Here is a 12,697-nt window from a genome sequence, read left to right as displayed (position 1 = left end):
ATAAGGAAATATCGTCAGTTTTACTCATCTCTACGTAATAGAGTGTCTAAAATTCTGCGTCTAAACGCGGGATTTATACTCAAATTAACGGTACTCTATTTTATAGGGATTAGTAGCACAAATCTCTGTTTAATGGAATACATCATCGTTTCTATTTTAGGAAGATTGAATTCGAGTAGTTTTTCGGAATAAGTCAAAACAGAAATTTGTTACAATGGGAGCGAAATTTTGGGACAATTTTTAAAACGTTGTGATTGGGTTACGAAAGACCCGCTCTATACTCATTATCACGACAAAGAATGGGGGATTCCCGTTCATGACGATCGAATGCTATTTGAATTTTTAATTTTAGAAGGCGCACAAGCAGGTCTTTCATGGATCACGATCTTGAAAAAAAGGGAAAATTATCGGAATGCTTTCGACAATTTCGATCCAGTAAAAGTTGCCGCGTATAAGGAAGAAAAAATTCGCTCTCTTCTTAGAGAAGAGGGGATCGTGCGCAACGAGCTAAAAATCAGGTCAGCTGTCATTAATGCACAAGAATTTTTGAATATTCAAAAAGAATATGGTTCTTTCGACGAATTCATTTGGAGTTTCGTGAATCACAAAACAATTTATAATTCATGGAAAACCATCAAAGAAGTTCCAAATAGTACCCCGAACTCGGATAAGATGAGCAAAGAACTCAAAAAGCGCGGTTTCAAATTCGTAGGCTCTACGATCTGCTATGCATTTATGCAAGCGACGGGCATGGTTATGGATCATACTACGGATTGTTTTCGTTTTGTTAAAAAAAAATAGGCATTCTCTAAGAATTGATAAAATTCTTCTAAGAAACCGGTTATATGCATATCCCGTTTCAAAACCTCAAAAAATATTTCTGAATGTCCGGAAAGTTTCTAAAACGAAGTAAATAGTCGTCCCTATGGACTTTCGAATAAGTTTTATTGTTATTAAATTCTCGTAGTAGTTCCTTCTATTGGCTTTCTAGTAAATGCAAGCCTTGTGTCTAATCCACGCTTTTCAAGCTCAGAAGGTGCGTATTTTGTCTAAAAGAAAAATGAGAATACTTCTCCGATTAAAGTCCAAAGAATCGGAACCAGTATCTGAAAAACGAGTTTGAATTTTTGCATCAAAATGAAGCATGACTTTTTCGTGATTACTATGGGTTATAGTGGCGATTAGAGAGAAATAAACCGAAGACTCTAAAAATTTTTAAATCGCTTTATTCTTTTCAGACGAATAAAGAGTTGTGTGCCATTTTGCCGTCAAGTCAGTCGTTATCGATTGAATCTGAGTTGATCGTATCATCCTGTTGTTTTCCATAAAACTTACAATTTGTTCTCGGTTTTTAGCTTTGAAAATAAGAGTTTGTTCAAGTCTTAGGTTGGTCTTACTTGGCTCTACCCCCTTGAAAAACTGGTTAACGTGAGTTCAATATAACAAATGCGAAAGCGATTCTATGTTGTGACCTGAATGCCAACCCGTAGAGAGGCATTCGCTGAGTTAACGGTGTCTTTTAGGAAGCCGTTTCACTGAGTTTAGGGAGAAACATTGAATTAAATTCCGAAGGAATTGGTGCATTATGTTACGACTGTAGGTAGCAACACTTTAGTTTTTTATTCGCCCAAACTTTCTTACGCCGAACTCACGTTAAATATAGAATTGTGGAATGTAAAGATTTCAATTTTGAAACGAAAATGAGGATATTTAAACCACAATAGATTTATATCCAATAAAAATGATCTCATATTATATTTTGAATTAAAAATTATCAGAATTAGAGTATCTAAATATTATTAATTGTTATAAAAAGATGGTCTCAAAAATTCCATTTTTTTGTATAGTATTTGACCGAAATTCCCTATAAAAAGAATATTATGAACTTAAGAAAGTGATTCAAAAATCACTTAAAAATCACAAGAGGTTTTTTCTTTATGAAGAAAAACATAATGAAATTTGCCGCAGTAGCCGCTTTAACGGTTGCACTGTCGGCTTGTAAAAAAAGTGAAAGCGATGACGACACAATCACGTTAGCATTGTTGTATTTAGTGGATCAAACCAGTGGAAACTGCGTAACTCTTTCTAAAAACGATGCCGCACATGCTGGTGGAGGAGCCGGAGACGGAAAACCTACTTATACGGCAACTGGTAGTACAAGACCAAAAGCGGCTTGTGCAGCTTCTTTTAACACAGTTTTTATAATAAACAATGTAGAAGCTGTTGCAAGTTCGGTTAAGGCCGCTTATCAGGCAGCTAAGGATAAATCAGACACTGCAGGTGCCAATTGTGCAGCTGTTAGCACAAGTCTTCAAACAGCGATTGATGCTGTAACATCTCTTAAAGTGGAACAAACTCTTGCAGCTGGTGGTGGTTTTTGTTCGAACGCGGGTACGGGTTGGAATCTTAACTTACTAGTTGCTGGTGGGAGTATAGTGAGCGTGGATCCTAATTCTGAATATTTTGGAAAAACTGTTTTGGCATGTCCTTCTGAACAAGCAAAAGAAAAACAGATAGCTCTTTTGAATACTCTGAATTTTTCAACCATTGCTGGATCAGTCGCAACGGATATGGCAACCAATCTTACTTTTAAGCAAAAAACCGCTGCGGTTACTGCATCGAATTATAAGTGGACTTCGGATGCTGCTAGTAAAGGGCGTTTGATCAATGTGTCTGAGTTAACAACAGTAGGTAAATCAGGAGCAGCGTTGGTTGCTTTTGGAGCTGCTGGGCAAATAATTCAAGCAAATCCAGCAAACGCGATTGGAACAGCTACTCGAGCTTGCGCTAAGGATCTTTTATCCAAAGAAAGTGAAACAGCTCAGAATATTGCTTTTGCTCTTCATGATCAAGCTGCGGGATTTAATGGGGCGATAACTGGTGGAGTTATAGATAGTATCATTACTACGGCACAAGCAGAATCTGTCAAAGAGGTTCTCTTTACTTCCATCCAATGTAAATACGGTGATTTTGATGAAGAAGCGGCAGGTAACAAAACTACTGTCGGAACCGAAACGAACGTAAAAAATATCGGAACTTGCCCTACAAATTATCCTAAATACTAATTCTATTTTAGAATTTGTGTAAAATGGGAAAGGCCGCACTTTTTAGTGCGGTCTTTTTTTGAGATGAGGATTTTGAGAAATTCTCTGATTTTAAAAATTTTTCTGCCAATCAACCGCAAACAAGTTTTAAGGTTTGCTAATATTTGGTTTTGAATCTACCGGAAAAAGACTTTGGTTAATCAACGCTTGGTAACGAGGATTTACGATTTGTTTCGGGTTGGAGACCCAAGAACTACTCGCCGACATCGGACTGAAATCCTTTTTCGAGATTTCTTTTCCCTTTTGGAGTTTTGCGAAATTTTCCAACATAAGTTCCTGTTTAGTAAGCAGATGATCCGGCTTTCCGTCATCGTCTAGATCCAATTCCATACGAGCTTCCGGAAAAATCCATAAACTGGGCTTTCCTTTTCCGTAAAGATCCATTTCCACATGAGCTACGATCCGCATCGTTTCCTTGGGAATGGCGAATGCGTTGTAATAAACCATCGATTCCCAACGACCATCCTCATCCAAATCGTTTTGTTCGATTAACTTTCTGTTACCCGGACCATACCAAGTCCGACTATGGTTTCCCTTTCGGATGAGTTCCTCAAAAAGGACAAGGCTTGCTTTTGGATTCTTATCATCTCCGCGTACCCAGGTCCAAAGATCCGTTTTGCCATCCAAATCCGAATCTGTCCGCACCATCACAAGTAGCTTTTCGGGTTGAAGAACAAAGGCGGTTTGATTCTTTTTATCTTTGTCGATTACGCCTAAATCGCTTATTTTGATCCTATCGTCTTTACAAGCAGATAAAACGAGTAGGACAGTTATTATATTCAAATTTTCGATTATACTGAATTTCATTTTAAACTCCTTACACCAGGCTAAATATTAGGCGTCTATATAAAATAAAAAAATGACAATCCATTTAGAAGTTTGATCTAAAATGATAGAATTTGGCACAAAGGAATCCGAAAGTGTCTGTTTATTACTTTACATTCTCTGTGAAAAATAAGAGTAGTTGAGATACTAGGACTTTTACGAATCACTCATTCTGGAAGTAGTGCCACTTAAATGCGGGAACTCCTACTTTTAAAAAGTTTTTTAATCTTATTATACCAAACTCATGTTAAAATATGCCGGATTTCTTTTCTATGGTTCATCAAACTATCTCTTTGGCGCACGGCGTTTTGAGTTATTCTTTTCCTCATTTTGTGAAAATTTTTTTCTTTTGCGTGGGTAAAATTATAAAACTTTCAAAAAAATCAAGTCCGTCTCATTCTTTCCAAAAACCGTATTCGGTATGGGATACTTGTTGCTCAATTCCGATCATGAAATCAGTTCGATTCTTCAAGAAGGTCGCTCTGAAACGGTTACTCTTTTGATTCCGGAAGGTACTTGGCTTCGTTTTTCCGAAAAAGATTTGAAACTTCTTCCAAAGAAGATTCCTCAATTTTTGAAAACGTATGGTAAGCTTCTTTCTGCTTCAGGACGTCTCGGTAAAAAAGCTGGACGAACCTTGTATCAACCCAGTCCGGGAAAGAGAAAAATGAAGCGAATCAACGTTCGGGTGAGTTCTGCAAGTTGGACTCTTTTTGGAACTTTTGCTATGGCCCATGGCGTGTCTCGTTGTTATCTTTTCAATTATCTTCTGCGGTTAGAATCCGCGGGAGCTGGGAATTCTACCGTGGATTCTCGGGGAGTTCCCGCGTTCCACCGATCTTACAGTTATATCCTTCACTTAGACTTGCCAAACAACCGAGTTACGCGCAAACTCCACTGCGAACCGGAAATCTACTTTCACACTTTGGAATATAAAGATTGGGTGCCATCGTGAAGATGGGAACTTTATCCAAAATATAACTAAAGATTTGATATTCAGAAACTCTTGCACAATATGTATTTACCGTATCCGAATAATGTGGGAACTTCACAACCGAACATGGTAAAGAGATGCAGTTTTGTGATTAAACTTCCACAAAAATCTAAATTTAGAGCAAATGTCTTAAAAATAAAAGAGAGAGGGTTCGCTCCTAAAACTAAACTATGAATTTTTGAAGACTCTTTCACGTATTCTGATGCTTAAAGCAAATTTAAAATGAAATTTTTTCCGATTATAAATCGATGAATCAATCTTACTACTTATCTTATAAATAGAGTGCCCAAAATTCTGCGTCTAAACGGGAATTTGTGCTAAATTGGCGGTACTCCTTTATGTAGAGATCAGTAAAAACCACATTTAAAACCTTAGAATAAATCAGCTACAATCATTCAGTAAATTTGTAATAAATGCGGGAGTTCCCATAGAAATCGTTTCTTTGAGTGGATTCTAAACAGCCTTTTTCGTTTCAATTCCTGTTGGAGTTCCCACACCCAAGGTTTTACTGGGTGCTATATAATAGGTGCCGGGAATTCTACCTTTAAAACGGGGAATCGTTTCAAAATTCGTGGAACTCTATCATAGAGACATCAGTAAAGCTATTTTGTTGGAAGGTCGATTAAGAAGTTTACGTTTCGAGTAGCGAATGATAGCTAAATTCTCTTTCGAAAAATGCTTGAGTCCGAATTAGATATATCCATAATGGATATATGGTAGCCAAAGAGGAATCCGCTGAGGCAAAAGGGATTACTCCCGCAATGTTTCATATTCTCCTTTCCTTGGCGGAGGGACCGCAACACGGATATGGAATTGGAAAATCGATAGAGATTTCCTCGGAAGGAAACTTCCGTCTTGGACCTGGAACTTTGTATAGAACCTTGGAATCGATTCGCGGTTTCGGTTGGATTCGACATTCGAAGAGAAAAATCCTGGAAAATGATGATCCGAGAAGACTTTACTACGAAATCACTTCCGATGGAAAAGAAATACTCGTTTATGAACTTAAAAAATTAGAAATAGCCTTAAAAAAAGCGAAAAAGTTGAAGCTTCTAGGAAATTAAAAATGGTTTTTCGATGTTTTCAAATTCTCATTCAAATTGCGTATCCAGCTTCTTATTCTAAAAGAATGAAAGTTGCCCTTCAGATTCATTTGGAGGATTCTTATCGGGAGGGATCTTTTCAAATATTCCATTTATTTGATATTCTGATTTCAGGTTTACAGGAAAGGATATTCAATGAGCTAAGATCGTTTCGACTTTTATGGAAATACGATCATCGCTCCGCTTTCGGACTTACGATATTGATTCCGTGGAATTTATTTTTAATAATGATTTTTGCAAGTTTGTTCGTAAGAGGACCGGGATGGTTAAAATTTTTTCATGATTTCCCCTACAAAAAAAACGATTCCATGGAATTCCTTTTTCTTTTTTTATTGTTTCTCGCCGGAATCCTACTTGTCCAAGATCTATTTCTCTTTAAAAAGAAACGATCCGTTTTCAAGAGGTATTCTTACATGTTCTATATAAATATGAGTTTGATAGTCCCTTTTTTTCTAATTTTAATTCTTTGAGGAGTTTATGAAAATTTTCGCGCTGAGTGTTTTAATTTTGGGATTGTTGTTCGTTGTTTTCTTGTTCTACATGGGCGCGTTCGATCGAGTTCGGATTCAGGAAGAAACGAAAGGACCTTTTTACGTTCTTTCTCATGAAAGAGTCGGCGATTATAGAAACGTAGGTCTTACGTTTGAAGCGCTTCAAAAGGAGTTGCCCGAGAAAGGAATCCGTGATTTTAAATTGTTCTCCATTTATTTGGATAATCCAAATGAAGTTCCGAAGGAAAAGTTACGATGCGAAGTAGGCGCGCTTTTTGCGGAGCCATTATCAAAAGTTCCCGAAGGACTTTCTTTGGATCTTAAAACAAGAATCATTCCTTCCCGAAGATATATCTTCGCGGAATTTCCTCTGAAAAACTTTCTTTCCATTTTTCTCGGAATCTACAAAGTTTATCCGAAACTTTTTAGGGCCTGCGAAGAAAGAGGTTGTAATCTAAAAGAAAGGGCGTCCATGGAAATTTACGAACCTCTCACGGAACACAAGACAACGTATTTGCTTCCCATAGATTGAAAATTTTTACGAAAACGAGATCTTTACTTTTTTAAACGTAAAAGTCGCTCTTTTCGGATTCGTCGACCGAAGCGGGAATATGACAAATGGGAAAGTCTACTTTTGGAGTAGTCTTCAAACTTTTTTAGCCAATCTATATTCGTTTTTTTCATCAACCTTAAACAGGATTTTGAGATTAGCGAAAGGTGTGGTTCATTAGGTGATAAGTTTTGTAAAATGGGAACTGCCGTAATCTCAATTGATACGTCTTCGTTTTATTGAAAAGATGGAAGAGCTTTTGTAATTGAACGTGAGTTCGGCGGTTGAAAATGAGAAGAATTTTCTAAAAATAGAAGTCTCTACTTTTAAAATTTGTTCGTAAAATCGTAATTTGTTGTAGCTTCCATGTTTTAAGAATCGATTCACAAAGTTCAGGTTTCAACTTCCTAGAGAAAAATGAATCATAGATTTCTTACGCCGAACTTACGTTAAACTATGAGTGCATCGAGTTTCAAGGGAATCTGTTGAAAATGCAACGAATCGGGCCATTTTTGCGAAATGATCGGAACAAGCCATAAAAAAATCAAAAAACGGAATCCGTGGATTTTTTTAAAATCGCACGGACCCGCGGTGGCCTAAGTTCATGAGCAAATTCTAAAATTCTTTTTAGAAATGAATCACCGATTTGAGGCGTTCGGCGTTTCCTGAAAAACTCCCTGCTTTTGAAAACGAGTGAGAGGAATTTGTCAAATCCAGGTAACCGTCTCGAAACATGGACATGTCCTTTTGAAGACTCGGCGAGTTTTTACCGGAAACGTCAGATAGTGCGGCTAGAGCGAACGTTTCGAAAGCCAAATCCGCGATGTAAATCCGGTTCAGATCCAATTCTTCTGAACTTGAATTGTCCAGTAATCCTTGTAAAAGTTCCGATTTTTTCCGGATCGTTTCCGCGGCTTTTGAATCCGTTATTTCTTCCACGTATCTGAAGAACGCTTTTGCTACCTTTTCCCTTTTAAATCCGCGAAGGACATGTTCGCTTAACAATAGATGTGTCCCTTCCCATGTCTCATTGATGATGGAATCGTTATGTAATCTGGGAAGCGCGGAGAAATCCCCCACAATTCCGTTGCCGCCCAATACGAGGATCGAGTTGTATGTAATTTCAGTGGAAGTGGAGGAGCATTTATACTTCAGAAGAGGCGCTAGCACTTCTCCAGCAAGTTTTAATGGTTCTGGAGTATGGAAATGTCTAAAGATGGAGGTCAACATGGCGGTGTGCTTAAGTCTTTGATCGCTTAGTTGTTTCAGTAAAGAAGAAAATTCTAATATTTTACTTCCATAGGCGGTTCTGAACTTTGCGTATTCGTAGGCCTCCATCCAAGCCCTTCTGGAAATTCCGGAAGCGGCGATGGATACATGTAGTCTTGAAATACCGATTACGTATTTGATCAAATTGGCGATTCCGTGAGCAGGCCTTCCTAAGGCCTCTGCTTCGACTCCGTCATAAATGATTTCGACGGTAAGTTTTCCTCTGGAGCCGATAATGTCTTTTTTGCGGAGAATATGATGTCCGTTTAACGTTCCATCGTCTTTGATTCTTGGGACCAAAAACATTCCGATCGTGTTTGTATCTTCCACTCTTGCCGTGGTTACCCAAAGATCTCCCGGATTGGAGCAGAACCATTTTTCTCCGGTAAGAATCCATTTACCGTTTTCCTGTTTCCTTGCGATGGTTCGATTTGCGCTTACATTGGAACCACCGACTCTTTCGGTCACGTACTGACCCGCCATAAAATGAGAATCGCTTCCTTCTCCTGCGACAAGGGATAGATACTTTTCTTTTTGTTCGGGAGTTCCAAGCGCCTCCAAAACTTTGATCATACCTTCGGTCATTGCAAGAGGACAAGTGACTCCTCCTTCTCCGTTTTGGTTGGCAAGATAGGCAAGTGCGTAGCGATGCAAGTCAGTGAAAGGATATTTCCAAGAGGAATGGTAATTGAGATTGACGATTCCATAGTCATAGGAAATTTTCCTGGAAAGTTTTTGTTCGTTCGAATACACTACCGCGTCGATTCTATTTCCCGTTCGATCGTATTTAACGACTTCTCCGTATTTTCCTTCTTTGTGGGAAGCTTCCGTGAGTTCGTCGAGAACTCCTCCTACTAAGGCGCCGTAGCCTAAGAGATGTTCGATCATCGCTTTCTTATGTGCGGCACCATAATCTTTGGAATATTTTTCCACAAGGGTCTGTAATACTCGGTCCTCTTCGTAAAAATTCTTTCCTCGATTGCCGCGATAATTCGAAATATCAAAAGGCGCAAGGCCTGGATTCGCGGTTTGATTTGAAGGATACTGCATCATTCTCTCCTAATTCGCTAAACTTTTTTAGAAGCGAATCACTCTATCTTTGACTTTTAAAAGGAAATTCTTTGGAAAGTATAAGTCCACCTTCGTTTTCAAGCGAGCGAAAAAAGGGTTCAATGGAGTGCTGGTATTTGTTCAAGAACGGTTCGACTGCAACTTTTCGGAAATATTGACGGGATCGTATCGATCTTGCTAGACAAAGTGGAAAGCTTTTCAGATAGACTGGAATCGAATTTCCAAAGTGGGAATTTTCGTTCAAAGAGGGATTTCTTCTAAAATTTGTTCTCCGAATTGGATCGTAAGAATTTTTTCCCGCAATGTAAAAAGTAGATCCGGATCTTCCAGCTTGGCTCCGTTCGAAGTTTGAAGATAAAAAGAATCGTATGCGTAATCGGCGCTGGTCGATACTCTCAGATAACGAACTTTTAAATCCAGATAAAGAATGATCTGGAGAATTCTATAAACCAAACCTACGACGTCCGGCATTCTTACTTCCATGATGGTTACGTCCGGAAGATCGTCGTTATAAAATAGAACTGATCGATTGATAATACTTTCCGGAGTGGGTTTTCGCGGGTTCCAATCAGTCCTTTCAAAGGCGATGCTTTCCCGTTTCAAATTTCCGGAAGAGATTGACTTGAGCTTTGCTTCGATTCGGTCCAGTTTTTCGTTCGGAAGATTTCCACCTCCGGTCGAATCTGTCAGTTGGACCGTCGTGATCCAATATTCTCCGAAAGTATAACTTTTCATTCCTAAAAGACTGAGGCCCTCGGAGGAAACGGCGCAGGATAAATCCAAAAGAATCTCGGGTTGATTTACGGTTACCACGTCGATCGTTACAAAGGCCGGATCTTGTTCCGTTTCGAATTTCATTCCAAGGGACGGGTTTTGCGCAAGTGTTCCGATCGATTTAAAATTTCTTAATATTTTACGATTGGATACCGTATTGAGATACGAGGAGGGCGTTGCTTCATCCGCGAACGCGACGATGGATTTGACGATTTCTTCGTCCAGATCTTCTTTGGCAACGAGATAACTCCTTAAATTCTCCAACTGAATGTTTCGTGTGGGACCTGCTTCCCAAAGATCGTCCTTTGAGTCGCTTGTGAAATACGGAATCGTATTTTGATAGAGAGTGTTTAATATCGAACTTTTCCAGTTGGTGAGAACCCCCGTTCCTACGGACTTCGTGTCGATTACGGTAAGAATATAAAGTTTTCTTAATCTTTCTTGGTTTCCCACGATTCTCGCAAAATCCAGAATTAGTTTCGGGTCTCCTATGTCCCTTTTGGAACTCAACTCCGACATAAGAGTGTGTTTTTCCACAAGAAAACGGCAGAGATCCGTGTCTTCCTCGTCGAGTCCGAGTCTGTCTCCCACGGAAACTACGAGCTCGGCTCCGTATTCGGAGTGGTCTCCTTCCTTTACTTTTCCAGCGTCGTGAAGCAGGATTGCAAGGGCCAAAAGTTCAATCTTAGAACATTCCTTATAAACCTTTTGAACTTCGGCGTCTTCGAATTCTCCTTTTTCTAAAAGGTCGAGTTCATGCAAAATCAATAATGTATGTTCGTCTACGGTGAATTCATGATGGTAACTGAATAGGGGAAAATTGGTGCAGGCTCCGAATTCGGGAAGAATTGCTCCTAAAACTCCGGATTCGTGCATTAACTTTAAAACCCTTCCTCTCTGAGAAGGAGTTCTTAAAATTTTTAAGAACTCTTCGTTTACTTCGGAAGCATATTTAAAGTCGTCGTCCAAAAAATTCGCCGCAAATCGGAATTCGTTTAACAATGTTCCGGAGATCTGCACGTTCTTTTCCTGAATCATTCTAAAAGAACGCATGACGTCCCGATAGATAGTATGCGGATTTGTGAATAATGTTCCGATCACGGGCGGAAAAACAGTGTCTCCGATTCTAAAAAAGTGAAGATCTTCGTAGGAAAAACTTTCGCCTTTGGAGTTCTTTCTTTTTTCGATAATGGAATCCAAATAAGTACGGATGATGAAGTAGATGTTTTTCTGGTGACGATACAAGGTATGCATGAATTTTTCAACGGAAGAAAGCTCTTCTTTTTTTCCGTAGCCTAGATATTCTGCAACTTCTTGCTGAAGACTAAGATCTAAACGATCTGTCTTTCGGGTAGTGAGCATGTGCATCGCGATTCTTACCCGTAGGATGAAATCGTAAGCTTCTTGTAGAAGTTGGATTTCCCCTCTTTGAAAAACCGGAAGTATGGATAACCCTCCTATAGAAGGAAGATTTCGAACGGATTTTTCCATCCAAAACATATATTGTATGTCCCGGAGTCCGCAAAGATCCGTTTTGAGATTCGGTTCGCTTAACAAAATTGGACGTTCTTCGTTAAGAAACCGGGAGGTTAAGATCTTCTCTTTGATTTCGTTATAACGTTTTGTCCATTTTACGGGAAGTTTTTCCAAAAAATCGGTTTTAAACTTTTCGAATAGGGTTTTCGATCCCGTAAGAAAACGAGCATCTAAAAAGGCATGATAAGAAGACATATCGTCCAGGTATCGAAAACATTCCTTGATCGTCCTACAGGAATGTCCGACTACTTTTCCGGAGTCATAGAGATATGTGTTGATTTTGGATATAACTGATTCTAGTCTTTGTTCTTTGATTCCGTTGTGTAGATACAGTAGGTCGATATCGGAATGAGGAGCCATTTCCATTCTTCCGTATCCTCCTAACGCGACGATACAGAGTTTGTCTTTGGATTTTAATCCGACTTTGGAGCTTTCAAACTTGGAAAGAATAAAGGAATCCACAATATGAGCCAATTGTCTGGATACGAGTCGGCCGCCGACATTCTTGCTCTTTTCTAAAAGCCTCTGAAAACTGTATGCGATATCCAATTGTAAAGGCATATTACGATCTTGTTGAATTTTGAAATGTTATATTCTCGCAGAACTGGATCGTTTATTTCAACCGATCTCCCGGTTTAGCGTCCTTATGAGGAACGAATAAACTTAAGGATTCTCCTTCGCCGGAAGCAAGCAACATCGCCTCCGAAATTCCGAATTTCATCTTTCTCGGTTTGAGATTGGCAACAACGACAACTTTCAAACCTTTGAGATTCTCCGGTTGATACGCGATTTTGATACCCGCAAAAACGTTTTTAATCCCGAGTTCGCCGAGATCCACTTTTACGTTTACGAGTTTGTCGGCGCCTTCTACCGGACCGGCTTCCACGATTTGACCGACTCTTAGTTCCACCTTGGAGAGTTCTTCGATCGAAATTTCAATTTGTTCTTCCTTATCGGAGGATTTGAGAGTTTCTTCTTTT

10 protein-coding genes (1 of these 10 only partly in view) are annotated in these 12,697 nt (G+C 39.1%); 6 read left to right on the top strand and 4 right to left on the bottom strand.

Going from position 1 to position 12,697, the window contains the following annotated elements; all coding sequences use genetic code 11:
- Positions 1-228: 228 nt before the first annotated feature.
- Together FHG67_RS17285 and FHG67_RS17275 are read left to right on the top strand one after the other, a co-directional pair.
- A complete protein-coding gene (locus FHG67_RS17285) occupies positions 229-801 on the top strand; it encodes a DNA-3-methyladenine glycosylase I (RefSeq protein ID WP_004496801.1) in 573 nt (190 codons plus the stop codon).
- Positions 802-1,937: 1,136 nt separating this feature from the next.
- The gene (locus FHG67_RS17275) at positions 1,938-3,065 is read left to right on the top strand and encodes a lipoprotein LipL36 (RefSeq protein WP_080634860.1); all 1,128 of its coding nucleotides are present in this window, start codon (positions 1,938-1,940) and stop codon (positions 3,063-3,065) included.
- A 126-nt stretch (positions 3,066-3,191) separates the two neighbouring features.
- On the opposite strand, the gene lsa25.6 is transcribed toward FHG67_RS17275, so the two are convergent.
- Complete coding sequence (gene lsa25.6 / locus FHG67_RS17270; RefSeq protein WP_004496823.1) at positions 3,192-3,911, bottom strand: adhesin Lsa25.6; 720 nt, start codon at positions 3,909-3,911, stop codon at positions 3,192-3,194.
- Positions 3,912-4,350: 439 nt separating this feature from the next.
- Here lsa25.6 and FHG67_RS17265 point away from each other — a divergent pair, with 439 nt between their 5' ends.
- The 4 genes from FHG67_RS17265 to FHG67_RS17250 all read left to right on the top strand — a co-directional run bounded on the left by FHG67_RS17265 (position 4,351) and on the right by FHG67_RS17250 (position 7,049).
- Complete coding sequence (locus tag FHG67_RS17265; protein WP_232423605.1) at positions 4,351-4,884, top strand: DUF1564 domain-containing protein; 534 nt, start codon at positions 4,351-4,353, stop codon at positions 4,882-4,884.
- Positions 4,885-5,636: 752 nt separating this feature from the next.
- A complete protein-coding gene (locus FHG67_RS17260; protein ID WP_002630979.1) occupies positions 5,637-5,987 on the top strand; it encodes a PadR family transcriptional regulator in 351 nt (116 codons plus the stop codon).
- A 2-nt stretch (positions 5,988-5,989) separates the two neighbouring features.
- Complete coding sequence (locus FHG67_RS17255; RefSeq protein WP_004501050.1) at positions 5,990-6,496, top strand: hypothetical protein; 507 nt, start codon at positions 5,990-5,992, stop codon at positions 6,494-6,496.
- Positions 6,497-6,503: 7 nt separating this feature from the next.
- Complete coding sequence (locus FHG67_RS17250; RefSeq protein ID WP_061218147.1) at positions 6,504-7,049, top strand: GyrI-like domain-containing protein; 546 nt, start codon at positions 6,504-6,506, stop codon at positions 7,047-7,049.
- Positions 7,050-7,694: 645 nt separating this feature from the next.
- Here FHG67_RS17250 and FHG67_RS17245 read toward each other — a convergent pair.
- The 3 genes from FHG67_RS17245 to metG form a co-directional block, all read right to left on the bottom strand.
- Positions 7,695-9,386, bottom strand: a complete 1,692-nt coding sequence (locus tag FHG67_RS17245) for an acyl-CoA dehydrogenase family protein (RefSeq protein ID WP_002630965.1) — start codon at positions 9,384-9,386, stop codon at positions 7,695-7,697.
- A gap of 261 nt (positions 9,387-9,647) precedes the next feature.
- Positions 9,648-12,278, bottom strand: a complete 2,631-nt coding sequence (locus FHG67_RS17240) for a [protein-PII] uridylyltransferase family protein (RefSeq protein ID WP_004501105.1) — start codon at positions 12,276-12,278, stop codon at positions 9,648-9,650.
- A gap of 52 nt (positions 12,279-12,330) precedes the next feature.
- On the bottom strand, positions 12,331-12,697 hold the end of the coding sequence (metG, locus tag FHG67_RS17235; RefSeq protein WP_004500118.1) for a methionine--tRNA ligase. Its footprint extends 1,742 nt past the window's final position; the window shows 367 of its 2,109 coding nt (coding positions 1,743-2,109); its start codon lies off the right edge, out of view; the stop codon is at positions 12,331-12,333.

The organism is Leptospira weilii (assembly GCF_006874765.1).
Taxonomy (GTDB): Bacteria; Spirochaetota; Leptospiria; order Leptospirales; family Leptospiraceae; genus Leptospira; species Leptospira weilii.
This window is presented reverse-complemented; position numbering and strand designations above follow the sequence as displayed.